15 protein-coding genes are annotated in these 15181 nt (G+C 37.1%); all 15 read left to right on the top strand.

Annotated features, from left to right (window positions below):
• Window position 1: 1 nt before the first annotated feature.
• Window positions 2–1072, top strand: a complete 1071-nt coding sequence (locus MUA51_RS05535) for a M24 family metallopeptidase (protein ID WP_262558250.1) — start codon at window positions 2–4, stop codon at window positions 1070–1072.
• Between the two features lie 18 nt (window positions 1073–1090).
• A complete protein-coding gene (gene efp / locus MUA51_RS05530) occupies window positions 1091–1648 on the top strand; it encodes an elongation factor P (RefSeq protein ID WP_095116835.1) in 558 nt (185 codons plus the stop codon).
• Between the two features lie 148 nt (window positions 1649–1796).
• Window positions 1797–2246 carry an acetyl-CoA carboxylase biotin carboxyl carrier protein gene (gene accB, locus MUA51_RS05525; protein ID WP_262558247.1) on the top strand — a complete coding sequence of 150 codons (450 nt, stop codon included), beginning with the start codon at window positions 1797–1799 and terminating at the stop codon, window positions 2244–2246.
• A 1-nt stretch (window position 2247) separates the two neighbouring features.
• A complete protein-coding gene (gene accC, locus MUA51_RS05520; protein WP_262558245.1) occupies window positions 2248–3600 on the top strand; it encodes an acetyl-CoA carboxylase biotin carboxylase subunit in 1353 nt (450 codons plus the stop codon).
• Between the two features lie 23 nt (window positions 3601–3623).
• Window positions 3624–3995 carry an Asp23/Gls24 family envelope stress response protein gene (locus tag MUA51_RS05515; RefSeq protein WP_262558243.1) on the top strand — a complete coding sequence of 124 codons (372 nt, stop codon included), beginning with the start codon at window positions 3624–3626 and terminating at the stop codon, window positions 3993–3995.
• A 23-nt stretch (window positions 3996–4018) separates the two neighbouring features.
• The gene (nusB, locus tag MUA51_RS05510) at window positions 4019–4405 is read left to right on the top strand and encodes a transcription antitermination factor NusB (protein ID WP_262558236.1); all 387 of its coding nucleotides are present in this window, start codon (window positions 4019–4021) and stop codon (window positions 4403–4405) included.
• A gap of 14 nt (window positions 4406–4419) precedes the next feature.
• Window positions 4420–5763, top strand: a complete 1344-nt coding sequence (gene xseA, locus MUA51_RS05505; protein WP_262558235.1) for an exodeoxyribonuclease VII large subunit — start codon at window positions 4420–4422, stop codon at window positions 5761–5763.
• Complete coding sequence (locus MUA51_RS05500; protein ID WP_262558233.1) at window positions 5750–5974, top strand: exodeoxyribonuclease VII small subunit; 225 nt, start codon at window positions 5750–5752, stop codon at window positions 5972–5974. The genes xseA and MUA51_RS05500 overlap by 14 nt, the downstream gene beginning before the upstream one ends.
• Complete coding sequence (locus MUA51_RS05495) at window positions 5955–6836, top strand: polyprenyl synthetase family protein (RefSeq protein ID WP_262558232.1); 882 nt, start codon at window positions 5955–5957, stop codon at window positions 6834–6836. Before MUA51_RS05500 ends, MUA51_RS05495 begins: the two co-directional genes overlap by 20 nt.
• Window positions 6837–6905: 69 nt before the next feature.
• The gene (gene dxs, locus MUA51_RS05490; RefSeq protein ID WP_262558231.1) at window positions 6906–8777 is read left to right on the top strand and encodes a 1-deoxy-D-xylulose-5-phosphate synthase; all 1872 of its coding nucleotides are present in this window, start codon (window positions 6906–6908) and stop codon (window positions 8775–8777) included.
• A gap of 446 nt (window positions 8778–9223) precedes the next feature.
• Window positions 9224–9676, top strand: coding sequence for a transcriptional regulator AhrC/ArgR (gene ahrC / locus MUA51_RS05485; RefSeq protein ID WP_262558230.1), 453 nt, complete (start codon window positions 9224–9226; stop codon window positions 9674–9676).
• Between the two features lie 13 nt (window positions 9677–9689).
• On the top strand, window positions 9690–11366 hold the full coding sequence (gene recN, locus MUA51_RS05480; RefSeq protein WP_262558229.1) for a DNA repair protein RecN: 1677 nt from the start codon (window positions 9690–9692) through the stop codon (window positions 11364–11366).
• A gap of 392 nt (window positions 11367–11758) precedes the next feature.
• Entirely contained in the window at window positions 11759–13177 is a 1419-nt protein-coding gene (gene lpdA, locus MUA51_RS05475; protein ID WP_262558228.1) for a dihydrolipoyl dehydrogenase, read from the top strand.
• Window positions 13178–13196: 19 nt separating this feature from the next.
• The gene (locus tag MUA51_RS05470; protein WP_262558227.1) at window positions 13197–14195 is read left to right on the top strand and encodes a thiamine pyrophosphate-dependent dehydrogenase E1 component subunit alpha; all 999 of its coding nucleotides are present in this window, start codon (window positions 13197–13199) and stop codon (window positions 14193–14195) included.
• Window positions 14188–15171 (top strand): alpha-ketoacid dehydrogenase subunit beta, encoded by a 984-nt coding sequence (locus MUA51_RS05465; RefSeq protein ID WP_262558226.1) that lies wholly within the window; start codon window positions 14188–14190, stop codon window positions 15169–15171. Before MUA51_RS05470 ends, MUA51_RS05465 begins: the two co-directional genes overlap by 8 nt.
• Window positions 15172–15181 lie beyond the last annotated feature (10 nt).

The raw sequence follows: 15181 nt of genomic DNA, 5'->3' as shown, positions 1-15181 counted from the left end.
TTTGAAACATCGTATTGAAAGGGCAAAACGCATATTAAAACATCAAGATTTAGATGCATTACTTGTATTGACAGACTATAATCGACGCTATCTATCAGGTTTCACTGGAACAAGTGGTGCACTGATCATTACGCGTTCCGAACAATTTTTGTTTACAGATTTTCGCTATACGGAGCAAGCAACTAAACAAGCCACTGAATATGCCATTGTTGAACAACAAGGGGATCTTATTTCAACATTGCAAAAACATATTAAAGAAAATAATTATCAAAATATTGGGTTTGAAGGACATATCGTTTCATACGACACATATGTAAAACTGAATGAAGGCGCTCATCAGCTGATGACAATAGGAGAAGCGATTGAACATATCCGAATGGTCAAAGATGAAGCTGAGATTGCTAATATTAAAAAAGCAGCAGAAATTGTCGACAAAGCTTATGAATATATCTTAACAGTTGCAAAAGCAGGTATGACAGAAAAAGAACTTAAAGCACTTTTAGAGAGTAAAATGCTGCATTTGGGTGCTGATGACACGTCATTCGATACAATCGTTGCTTCTGGTTACCGTGGTGCATTACCACATGGTGTAGCATCAGATAAAGTCATTGAATCAGGCGATATGGTTACATTAGACTTTGGTGCTTATTACAATGGGTACGTATCAGACATTACACGAACATTTGCAATCGGACAACCTTCAGATGAAATGATTAAAATTTATAACATCGTATTAAAAGCACAAAAAACGGCTGTATCTCAAATTAAAGCAGGCATGACTGGCATAGAAATTGATAAAATTGCTCGTGATATTATTACAGATGCTGGATACGGTGAAAACTTTGGCCACTCACTCGGACACGGTATCGGTTTAGAGATTCATGAGAGACCGATGTTATCGCAAAAAGCGGACAATATTTTAGAACCAAACCACTGCGTCACAATTGAGCCTGGTATTTATGTGAATGGATTAGGCGGTGTGCGCATTGAAGATGATATATTAATTCAAGAAAATGGCGGTCAATGCTTTACTAATTCAACAAAAGACCTTATTATTTTAAAAGAAGAGTGATTCTGAGGAGGAAACATTATGATTTCTGTAAATGATTTTAAAACAGGACTTACCATTTCAGTTGATAATGGTATTTGGAAAGTATTAGAATTCCAACACGTTAAACCAGGTAAAGGGGCCGCATTCGTAAGATCAAAATTACGTAACCTACGTACTGGTGCTATCCAAGAAAAAACATTCCGTGGCGGCGAAAAAGTTGAGCCTGCTATGATTGAAAATCGTCGTATGCAATACTTATATGCGGATGGCGATACTCATATCTTTATGGACAACGAAACTTTCGAACAAACTGAACTTTCTACATCATACTTAGAGCATGAGTTAAAGTTCTTGAAAGCAAACATGGATGTTCATATTCAAACATATGAAGGCGAAACAATTGGTGTTGAATTACCAAAAACAGTTGAACTTGAAGTAACAGAAACTGAACCTGGTATTAAAGGTGACACTGCAACAGGTGCAACAAAATCAGCAACAGTTGAAACAGGCTATTCATTAAACGTACCACTATTCGTAAACCAAGGGGACGTTTTAGTGATTAACACTTCTGACGGAAGCTACGTTTCACGTTCATAATCAAGCAACTGGGAAAATCAAATTTTCATTTGACTTTCCCAGTTTTTTCGACATTGGTTAACACCTATCAATTATGACTTTGCTTGAATTGGCCTACTCCCTCAAGTAAAATGATAAGATACAAATCATTATTGAGGGAGTAACCAATATGAACTTTAATGAGATAAAAGAATTAATCGAAATGCTTGATCAGTCGAATTTGACTGAAATCAAAATTGAAAATAAAGATTCAAAGATCAGTTTGAAAAAAGAAAAAATCACGCAACAAATAACAGCTGCATCTGTGCCAAGTGTTGCACAAGTCAGTCCAGAACCTTCACCACTAGAACAAATACCAACAGTACACCAAGAAGTTGCTGATTCATTGAAAACGATCAGTGCACCAATGGTTGGTACATTTTATAAAGCACCTTCACCTGAAGAAAGCCCATACGTACAAGTCGGAGATCAGGTCAACCCAGAAACCACTGTCTGCATCCTTGAAGCGATGAAGTTATTCAATGAGATCCAAGCAGAAGTGAGTGGGGAAATTGTAGAAATACTTGTGGAAGACGGACAAATGGTTGAGTATGGCCAAGCGTTATTCAAGGTGAAATAGTATGAAAAAAGTTTTAGTAGCAAACCGTGGCGAGATTGCAGTACGTATTATTCGTGCATGCCGCGAGTTAGGGATTCAAACAGTAGCGATCTATTCTGAAGGCGATAAAGATGCATTACATACTCAACTAGCTGATGAAGCCTACTGTGTTGGACCTAAGCAATCAAAAGATTCTTATTTAAACATTCCTAATATCTTATCTATTGCAACGACTACGGGATGTGATGGCATCCATCCAGGATATGGCTTTTTAGCAGAAAATAGTGACTTCGCTGAATTATGTGAAGCAGTGCAACTTAAGTTTATCGGACCGAGCTACCAAGCGATTCAAAAGATGGGCATCAAAGACGTAGCAAAAGAAGAGATGAAACGCGCAAATGTCCCGGTTGTTCCCGGTAGCGAAGGGCTTGTAACAACAATAGAGCACGCAATCGAAACAGCAAACAAAATTGGTTACCCCGTCATCATTAAAGCGACTGCCGGTGGTGGTGGGAAAGGTATTCGTATCGCACATGATGAAGAATCGCTCATAAATGGTTATAAGATGACCCAACAAGAAGCAGAAACGGCGTTCGGTAATGGGGGATTATACCTGGAAAAGTTCATCGAAAATTTCCGTCATATTGAGATTCAAATTATCGCCGATGAACATGGTAACGTCATCCATTTAGGAGAAAGAGATTGTACGATCCAAAGACGTATGCAAAAGCTCGTTGAGGAGGCCCCCTCACCAATTCTTTCAGCATCTAAGCGCCAAGAAATGGGCGAAGCAGCTGTGCGTGCTGCAAAAGCTGTTGGATATACCAATGCAGGGACAATAGAGTTCATCTACGACCTAGATGACGATGCGTTCTACTTTATGGAGATGAATACACGTATACAAGTTGAGCACCCGGTTACTGAAGTTGTCACTGGTATCGATTTATTGAAGCTACAACTTAAAGTTGCGATGGGAGACGTGTTACCATATAAGCAGGAAGATGTTTGCATTAATGGACATGCGATGGAATTTCGTATAAATGCGGAGAATCCTTACAAAAATTTTATGCCATCTCCCGGTACGATCACACAATACTTAACACCCGGTGGTTACGGCGTGAGAATTGACTCGGCTTGTTATATGAATTATGCAATTCCACCGTATTATGACTCAATGGTAGCCAAACTAATTATTCATGCAGAGACGCGAGAAGAAGTGATTCAGACTAGTATACGTGCGCTTAATGAGTTTGTCATTATGGGTATTGATACAACGGTTCCATTTCATATTCGTCTGCTACAACATCCTGTATTCCAAAGCGGTGTATATAATACTAAATTTTTAGACATTCATGATGTGATGAAGGAAGATTAATAATGAAAGCGGAGGTTTTAGCAATGACAAAATCTATAGAAAATTACAATCCAAATCTTGGTAACGTAGAAATTGTACCAGAAGTCATCTCAGTAATCGCAAGCATTGCGGCATCTGAAGTTAAAGGTGTACAAGGTATGTTTTCAGATAAGAAAAACTCAACTTTAGAACGACTCGGACGTAAAAATTTAAGCAAAGGCGTAAAAATAGAAACATCAGATAATGAAATTATAATTAATGTTTATTGTTCATTAAAATATGGTGTTAAAATTTCTGATACTGCCCTTAAAGTTCAAGAATCAATTCATAACGCAATTAAAACAATGACTGCATTAACACCTAAACAAGTCAATGTACACATTACGCACATTGATATGGGAAAACCTAAAAGCTAATATCGACAGAATGGAGCATTAACATGAGTAGAAAACAAGCGAGAAGCCAGGCATTCCAAACTTTATTTCAACTAGAAATGAAAAATTCTGATTTAACCATTGAAGAAGCAATCAGCTTTATCAAAGATGACTATCCAGATCTCGATTTCGATTTTATTCAATGGCTTGTTTCTGGCGTGAAAGATCATGAGCCTGTCTTAGATGATAAAATTTCACCACATCTTAATGGCTGGACAATTCCGCGCTTACTTAAATCTGATCGTATTATTTTAAGAATGGCTACTTTTGAGTTGCTTCACAGTGAGACACCACCAAAAGTGATTATCAATGAAGCAGTAGAACTCACAAAGCAATTCTCTGATGACGATCATCATAAATTTGTCAATGGTGTACTAAGTAATATTAACTAAGTTAGAGTGATATCATGGAAAAATATTTAACGGTCTCAGCATTAACCAAATATATAAAATATAAGTTTGATCAGGATCCTCATCTGCAATCCGTGTTGATAAAAGGAGAACTTTCTAACTTCAAACGCCATAGCAGTGGGCATCTTTATTTTGCTTTGAAAGATGAGAATAGCGTCATTAGCGCAATGATGTTTAAAGCTGTTGCAAATCAACTTGACTTTGACCCAAAAGAAGGAGACCAAGTCATCGTTGAGGCACGTGTTTCAGTGTATGAACGTCGAGGTAGTTATCAAATTTATGTAAATAAGATGCAATTGGATGGCGTTGGAAATCTGTATCAAAAGTATGAACAGTTGAGAAAACAATTAGCCAAAGAAGGCTATTTTGACACAGCACATAAAAAACCGATACCACAATACCCAAAAAAGATTGCAATTATTACAGCTAGTACTGGTGCAGCGATACGAGATATTTTAAATACATTACAAAATCGATATCCACTTGTTGAGCCAGTCAAAATTAGCGCGCTTGTTCAGGGTACGCAAGCATCCCAAGATATCGTAGACAAATTGAAGTATGCAGATACTTTAGATGTCGACACTATTATTGTCGGCCGTGGTGGTGGGTCTATTGAAGACTTATGGAGTTTTAATGAAGAAATCGTCGTAAAAGCTATATACGATTGTAAAACGCCCGTCATTTCTGCAGTTGGACATGAAACAGATACGACACTTAGCGACTATGTTGCGGATGTTCGTGCGGCTACACCAACTCAAGCGGCGATGATTGCAACACCGGATCAACAAGAGCTCTATCAATTACTAGAAAAAAGTCAAAATTATTTACAACGTTATATTAACCAATATTTAAAACATGCGAGACAGTCATTAGCACGATATCAAGATTATTACAAATTCAAACAACCAACACTGCTATATGAACAACATATTCAAAAACGAGATGATTTGGAACGTACGCTTCATCATGCAATGGACAATATCATTCAGAAGCAACAACAACGTCTAAAGCTTATAGAACAACGGTTTTATGTACGTCATTTACAAGATGCAATTAAACGCGAACAACAAACAGTGAGTCAAGCGCAAGAAAAGCTTCATCGTGAGTTGAAAAAGTTAATTACTCAAAAGCGACAATTGCTCGTTCAACAAATCACTTCTCTTGATAACTTAAGTCCTACTCGAACGATGTTACGTGGTTACGCGATCATCAAAAAAGAGGATGACGTCGTAACAAGTAGTCATGATTTGACAACAGGAGATCAAATTGAAATTACAATGAAGGATGGCCAGGTGGATGCCATTATTGAAAAGGTAAGGTGTGAAGATGACAACAGATAACCAATCTTTTGAAACAATGATGCATGAATTAGAAAATATCGTAAAACAATTGGATAATGATACGGTTTCTTTAGAAGAATCACTTGCTCTCTACCAAAAGGGCATGACATTATCAAAAGCATGTGAAAAAACTTTAAAAGAAGCTGAGAATAAAGTGTCAAAATTAATTGAAGATGAGGCTGATGAGGGAAATGAATCAAAGTCTGAATAAATTATTAGCAACTTTTAATGACACACTGATGACAAGTATCAAAACATCAAAATTGAATACAGATCTCGAACAGAGTATGCTCTATTCATTAGAAGCTGGTGGGAAACGTGTACGTCCTCTTTTGCTTTTGGCAACGTTAAATATGCTTCAACCGAATCAATATGAAAAAGGGATGCAAACAGCGGTCGCACTTGAAATGATTCATACTTATTCATTAATTCATGACGATTTGCCTGCAATGGATAACGACGATCTTCGTCGAGGTAAACCAACCAATCATAAAGTATACGGAGAATGGTTGGCCATCCTTGCTGGAGATGCACTGTTGACGAAAGCATTTGAATGTGTGAGTAACGATCACTCACTAACAGCGGAAACACGTGTTGCACTCATCTCATCGTTAAGTGATGCAAGTGGACATCTTGGTATGGTTGGTGGGCAAACTTTAGATATGCAAAGTGAGTCCCTAGACATTCCACTCTCAACTCTTGAACAAATTCATCTGCATAAAACAGGTGCACTTATCCGTTTTGCGGTTCATGCTGCAACAATCATTGCAAACACGAATGAAAACGAACAACAACAATTGCTTCAATTTGCTAATCACTTAGGTATTATTTTTCAAATCAAGGATGATCTTCTTGATCAATATGGAACAACTGAAGCATTAGGGAAACAAACAGGCAGTGATGATGCAAATAATAAATCAACGTATGTGACATTGTTAGGTCGTGCTGAAGCGGAAACAATTCTTGCACGTCATGTTGCTGACGCAGAGGAAATATTAGCTGTCCTGTCTCAAAAATATAACACAACTGACCTTGATTATTTATTAAAACTTTTTTATCAACGTCAAAATTAATTTGTTTCTATCTCGACAGAACAATGGGTGTTATAATCGAAAGAGACAAAGATAAAGGGTGATATAAATATGGATATACGAACGATTAAGGATCCGTCATTCTTAAAAAGTCTTTCTGTACAAGAACTTGAAACACTGAGCCATGATATACGTCAATTTCTCATAGAGACTTGCTCTGTAACTGGTGGGCATATCGGAGCAAATCTCGGTGTTGTAGAATTAACAATAGCATTACATAAACACTACCAAAGTCCGATTGATAAAATCATTTGGGATGTTGGTCACCAAAGCTACATCCATAAAATATTGACAGGGCGCGCAAATCAATTTGATACATTAAGACAATATAAAGGATTATGCGGTTTTCCAAAATTAAGAGAGTCAGAGCACGATGTATGGGAAGCAGGTCATAGTTCTACATCGCTCTCTGCAGCAATGGGGATGGCAAAAGCAAGAGATATTTTAGGACATTCTAATCATATCGTACCAATTATAGGTGATGGGGCACTTACTGGTGGGATGGCATTAGAAGCATTAAACAGTATCGGTCATGATCGTACAAATATGACAATCATTTTAAATGATAACGAAATGAGTATTGCACCGAATGTTGGTGCTATGCATAATATGTTAGGTCGAATTCGAATGAACCAAGGCTATAACCGTTTGAAAGTTGATGCTGAGACTGTTCTCAGTCGATTACCTGGGGGGAGTCGACTACGTGAATCAGCAGATAGACTGAAAGATAGTTTGAAATATCTTGTTGTAGATGGTGCATTTTTTGAAGAATTAGGTATCCGATATATCGGACCTGTTGACGGTCATAACTATGAAGAGTTGGAGCATGCACTTAAGACTGCTGACTCAATTGACAAGCCAGTGCTGATTCATGTTGTAACAAAAAAAGGAAAAGGGTATCATCCTGCAGAAAATGATAAGATTGGGACATGGCATGGTCTCGGACCTTATAAACTTGACACAGGCGAACAGATTAAAGGTCAACCCAAAGGGCCTTCTTGGAGCCAGCTTATGTCAGATGAAATCTTATCATATGCACGTGAAGACAAACACGTTGTTGCAATAACACCTGCGATGCCAGTTGGCTCAAAACTCACAAAATTCCAATCTGAGCTACCAGAACAATTTTTTGATGTCGGCATTGCGGAACAACATGCGGTAACTATGGCTGCCGGATTAGCCATAGAAGGTATGCGTCCGTATGTTGCGATTTACTCTACATTCTTACAGCGTGCATACGACCAAGTATTGCATGACGTCGATCGTCAAAAGTTAAATGTCATATTTGGTATCGACCGATCAGGTTTAGTAGGTGCTGATGGAGAAACACATCAAGGTGTCTTTGATATTGGCTTTTTAACACAATTTCCAAATATGGTTGTAATGATGCCAAAAGATGAAAATGAAGCGAAGGATATGGTTTTTACAGCGATGGAATATAAAGATGGTCCTATCGCAATTAGATATCCACGTGGAAATGGTCTGGGTGTTGAAATTAATGATAAAAGAGAGTTATTACCAGTTGGAAAATGGGAAACGCTAACTGAAGGAACTGATATTGCCTTAATTGCATACGGTCCAACAGTTGAAACCATTAAACAAGTAGCGGATTCACTAAAAGAACAAAATATTCATGCGACAGTCATTAATGCACGCTACATTAAACCGATGGACATCGATTTACTACATCAACTTGGTAAATCAAATATTCCAATTCTTACAGTTGAAGAAAATATGTTAAATGGTGGTCTCGGTAGCCTAATCAGTAACTTTATAACAGATCATGCGTATCCGAACAAGCTCAAACGTCTTGGTATCGATGACATTTACATTGAACATGGTGATGTTGAACGAATTCTTCAAGATATCGGATTAGATGCTGCTTCAATTGAACAAACCGTAAAAACACTTTTAAACAATTAAAAAGCTTTTAAAATACATGACAATTAGAACCCTTTAGATGGCCACTCAATATAACGTGGCCATCTAAAGGGTTATTTTAGAATTCCATTTTTTGTGGTGGTCTTATCACAAAAACTAACTAATTTTATATTTAATATATCGTTACACATTGGCGTATGATGTCTATACTCAATTTTTTGTTAAAGAACTTAAAATTAAAGAGACATGAGCTCTTTTTGTAATTTGAATAAATATATTAATCAGAACGCTTTATGCTTGTATAAAAGGTATTTCTTTTAGACATTGAATATCTCTCTGTGGAGGTGAGACATAATAAATTTGTGCTCTGGAAGTCTGATAGACGATGTCCCAACCTGTTTCTTAACGTAAAGCGAATAGAACAAGTATGATATTGAGTCACTTTATGCTAAAATCGTTGTATAAATATTCATTATGGGGTGCATATAATGCCTAAAAAATCAGTAAGACATATAAAAATAAGAGAAATTATTTCAAATGAACAAATAGAGACGCAAGATGAACTTGTAAAACGATTAAATGATTTTGATATGAATGTAACACAAGCAACTGTTTCACGAGATATCAAAGAACTCCAACTTATTAAAGTGCCAACGCCGACTGGAGAGTATATTTATAGTTTGCCAAATGATCGTCGTTACCATCCACTTGAAAAGTTAGGTCGCTATTTGATGGATTCATTTGTAAAAATTGATGGTACAGATAACTTACTCGTATTGAAAACTTTACCTGGAAACGCGCAATCAATCGGTGCAATTTTAGACCAAATTGATTGGGAAGAAGTACTCGGCACGATTTGTGGCGATGATACATGTTTAATTATATGTCGCAGTAAACAAGATGCTGAAACAATAAAAAATCAAATTTTTAATATGTTATAAGGATGAGATACACATGTTACAAAGTCTATCAATTAAACAATTTGCAATTATTGATGAACTTGAAATTCAGTTTTCTGATGGCTTAACGGTATTGAGTGGTGAGACTGGTGCAGGTAAGTCGATTATTATCGATGCAATCGGACAACTTATCGGTATGCGTGCATCTTCAGATTTTGTACGTCACGGCGAGAAGAAAGCAATTATTGAAGGATTATTTGATATTGATAATGCAAAAGAAGCCGTTCATATGTTAAGTGAATTAGGCATTGATATTAATGAAGATTTTTTAATCGTGAAACGCGAAATATTTAATTCTGGGAAAAGTATCTGCCGAATCAATAATCAAACGGTAACATTACATGATTTACGACAAGTGATGCAACAGTTGCTTGATATACATGGACAGCATGAAACCCAAGCGTTACTTAAGCAAAAATATCATGTAGAACTACTTGATAAGTATGCGGATGGCGCTTATTCTGATGCGCTGACTACTTATCAAAATACGTTTGAAACACACCGTCAAAAATTGGTAGAGTTGTCAGAATTAGAATCTGCAGATCAAGCACTCTTACAGCGTTTAGACTTGATGAAGTTTCAATATGACGAATTGAAAGAAGCCAAACTGCAAGAGGATGAAGTTAAGCAATTAGAAGTCGACATTAAACGCATTCAAAATTCAGAACAATTGAGCCTTGCATTGAATAATGCCTATGTCACATTAACCGATGAACATGCCATCACAGATCGTTTATATGAACTCAGTACACAATTACAAAATATTGATCAAATTTTGCCAGATACGTATGCAACACTTAAAGAACAAGTTGATCAATTCTACTACCTATTAGAAGATACGAAACATCAACTCTATGATGAAATGAACCAGAATGAGTTTGATGAACAGATGTTGAACGAACTTGAATCACGTATGAATTTATTAAATAATTTAAAACGTAAATATGGCAAAGATATTCCTGAGTTAATCACGTATCAGTCAAAGTTAGAAGATGAAATTGATAAAATAGAGAATTATGAAGAGTCAACCGCACAATTACGTGCAGATATTCAACAATTATCAGAAAAACTCATGACTGACGGTAAAAATTTATCACATGAGCGACGTCAAGTTGCACGAACATTGCGTGACCATATTGTTCGAGAAATTCAAAACTTACAAATGAAAGATGCTAACTTAGAGATTTCTTTCAAGCCATATGAAAAACCACAAAAAGACGGCATTGAACATATTGAATTTTTAATTAGTCCTAACAAAGGGGAGCCACTTAAAAGTTTGAATAAGATTGCGAGTGGCGGTGAACTGTCACGTATTATGTTGGCATTAAAAAGTATTTTCGTTCGATCTCGTGGGCAAACAGCTATTCTTTTCGATGAAGTAGATTCAGGCGTTTCAGGTCAAGCTGCACAAAAAATGGCTGAAAAAATGAAACAGATTGCATCAGCCATACAAGTGATCTGTATTTCTCATCTGCCACAAGTTGCTTCGATGAGTGACCATCACCTATACATTTCCAAACGTGAAAAAGACGATAGAACGACAACATCAGTTCAAGAACTGACAGGCGATGATCGCATAGAAGAAGTTGCACGCATGATTTCTGGTGCAGCAGTGACTGATTTAACCAAACAAAGTGCCAAAGAAATGATAGAACAAAACCATTCCATTTAAATATAGTCAGATACGGTTAAGACAAAAGTGCTTATGATTTATTGGAATATCGATACTTCCTAAATCACTAACTGAAAATGTCCGAACCGCATCTGATTTTTTTATGTTCATCTTTTAATCAATATCATGGTCCTTAAACTTATATTCAATAAATGTATAAAGTTAATCCCTATCAACTATCTAGGATATTTCTTGTAAATTTATTTTAATAGAAGTATACTGAATCAATCGAGTTGCTTATTACAAGTATATTTGAAAAGAACCAATACTTCAAAGTATCACAATCAAATTGAACGAGCACTTGACTCTAAATAATCAAAGGGACTGGCGTATTGAATGATCAAACGATTACTCTCAATACTACCATGACCTATCGTTAGGGGAGACACAGAATGACACACGATAAATACGATTTAGTCGTACTTGGTGGTGGTATTAGTGGCTATTCAGCAGCCATCCGAGCCACCCAGCTAGGAAAGAAAGTTGCAATTGTAGAAAAATCTTGTCTAGGCGGTACATGTTTACATAAAGGCTGTATCCCAACGAAATCCTTCTTGAAATCAGCTGATACCTATCAACTAATCCAACACGCCGAACACTACGGCATTTCCGCTTCTAAACCTACCTTTGATTTTCCAAAAGTACAATTACGAAAACAACGCATTGTAGACACGATGTATCAAGGTTTACAATCGCTCATCAAACAGAAAAATATTGATATATTCTATGGAGAAGGACGACTGCTCGGTCCGTCTATTTTTTCACCGCAAAGCGGGACCGTCGCTGTAACTTATGAAGATGGACAATCGGACTTAATCCCAAATGATTACGTATTAATCGCAACGGGATCATCACCGATTACATTGCCATTTTTGCCAATTGACCATGAACGTATCGTTGTGAGTGATGATATTTTATCAATGACAACATTACCAAATTCAATTGCGATTATTGGCGCAGGAATTATTGGTCTTGAATTTGCTTCATTTTTTAGTCGCATTGGTGTACAAGTTCATATCATCGAATCAGAAGATGACATTGTCATCAATGATAGCAAAGCCGTCACTGAACAACTCATCACATCTCTTACAAAAAATGGTGTCGTCTTTCATAAAGGCATCGCCTTAAATGATCAAAATACAAAGGTAACAGAAACAGGGGTCATATTTGAATTAGATGAATCTTTTACAACCGAAATGGCACTTGTTGCAATTGGACGACGTGCGAATATTGAACATATCGGCTTGAATAATACAGAAGTTGAAACGACTGAACAGCATACGATTAAAACAAATGCATACATGCAGACGAAAGCATCACACATTTATGCTTCAGGTGATGTCATCGGACAGCTACAACTGGCTCATGTAGGTGCAAAAGAAGGTGTAATTGCTGTTGAACATATGTTTCAACAAGACCCATTACCGATCGATTATTCAAACATGCCAAAATGTATTTATAGTCATCCAGAAATTGCTTCAATCGGATTAACAGTAAAATCTGCAAAAGAAAAAGGATACCAAGTTAAATCAGTTAAAGCTGCATTTAATACAAATGGCAAAGCACTCATAATGTCACCTGAAGTACCTGATGGTTTTGCTGAGCTTATTATTGACCGTTCAGACGGCTCCATTCTAGGTGCTCAACTAGTCGGTCTAAATGTAACCGAACAGATTAATGAGCTTAGCGTTTTACAATTTTTAAATGGTTCTGCACTCGAACTCGGCATGACAACTCATGCACACCCTTCAATGTCAGAATTATTAATGGAAATCGGTCTAAAATACGAAGGGCAATCCATTCACCTATAAAATAATAGGAGGAAACATTATGTTGGACTATAAACATACACGATTAAATAAAAATGACTTACTGGAAATTTATAAAGCAATGGATTTAGGTCGCAAAATTGATGAACGAATGTGGTTATTAAACCGAGCAGGTAAAATTCCTTTCGTGATCAGTTGTCAAGGGCAAGAAGCAACACAAGTAGGTGCTGCCTATGCGTTAGAAAAAGGGGATATTACAGCTCCTTATTATCGTGATCTCGCCCTTGTTACATATTTAGGGATGACACCTTTAGAAACAATGTATTCTGTGTTTGGTAAGCGAGAGGATATTAGTTCGGGTGGTAAACAAATGCCATCTCATTTCAGCAAAAAAGAAATTGGCATTATGTCACAAGGTTCATCGGTTGCAACACAAATATTACATGCCATTGGTGCGGCACTCACTTTTAAAATGGATAAAAAACAACAAGTTGCATTAGCTACTCTTGGTGAGGGGAGTTCCAATCAAGGAGACTTTCATGAAGGACTCAATTTTGTTGGCGTACACAAACTGCCATTTATATGCATTATTGAAAACAATCAATATGCCATATCCGTTTCGAAAGATTTGCAATATGGTGCAGAAAAATTATCTGATCGTGCAAAAGGATATGGCATGTTCGGTGTAACAGTGGATGGTAATGATCCTATTGCAGTGTATACTGCGGTTCATGAAGCGCGTAAACGTGCCTTGAATGGAGAAGGGGGCACATTGATCGAAGCGATGTGCACACGCCTAACCCCTCATTCGTCAGATGATGATGATCGCTATCGAGATGAAAAGATAAAACAGTTGGATAAGGAAGCTGATTGTAATAAAACATTTAAACAATACCTTCTTGATCATCATATTGCTGATACCTCATGGTTTGACGAAATCGAACAGTCGCATAAATCAATTGTGAACGAAGCAACGAAAAATGCAGAACAAGCACCTTATCCTGAAGTAAGTGAAACATATACACATGTCTATGAAGAAGGAGGTCCTTTCAATGCCTAAAATATCATATCTTGAAGCGATAAAAGATGCCTTATCAATCGCTTTAGAACAAGACCCACAGACTTTTATCTTGGGTGAAGATGTCGGCAAAAAAGGTGGCGTTTTTGGTGTAACTGCTGGACTACAAGACAAGTTTGGTCTTTATCGTGTTTTAGATACACCATTGGCAGAGTCGAATATCGTGGGATCGGCTATTGGTGCGGCCATGATGGGTAAGCGGCCAATTGCTGAAATTCAATTCGCTGAATATATCTTGCCTGCAACTAATCAAATTATGAGTGAAGCGGCCAAAATGCGTTACCGCTCGAATAATGATTGGCAAGTACCACTCACGATTCGTGCGCCATTTGGTGGAGGAATTCACGGTGCCCTGTATCATTCACAAAGTATAGAAAGTGTATTCGCTTCAACTCCTGGATTAACAGTGGTAATACCATCCAATCCATACGATGCAAAGGGACTATTGTTAGCTGCAATTTCATCTAACGATCCTGTTCTATTTTTTGAACATAAAAAAGCATATCGTTTATTAAAAGCAGACGTACCAAATGACTTTTATACCGTGCCATTAGGTAAGGCAGATGTTAAACGAACTGGGACTGATATCACAGTATTTACTTACGGTCTTGCCGTGCATTATTGTATAGAAGCCGCAAACGAGTTAGAATCATCTCAAATCAGTGTTGAAGTCGTCGATTTACGCACCGTGTATCCATTAGATAAACAAACAATTATCGAACGAGCAAGACAAACTGGCAAATGTTTGCTTGTTACTGAAGATAATTTGGAAGGCAGTGTCATGTCAGAAGTGGCAGCTATTATTGCTGAAAATTGCTTATTTGATCTTGATGCACCGATTATGCGCTTAGCTGGTCCAGATGTTCCTGCTATGCCATTCTCACCACCGTTAGAAGATGAATTCATGATTAACACAGAAAAAATTAAAAATAAAATGCGCGAACTCGCTGAGTATTAAAAGGGGGCAA

The organism is Staphylococcus sp. IVB6214 (assembly GCF_025558585.1).
Taxonomy (GTDB): Bacteria; Bacillota; Bacilli; order Staphylococcales; family Staphylococcaceae; genus Staphylococcus.
This window is presented reverse-complemented; position numbering and strand designations above follow the sequence as displayed.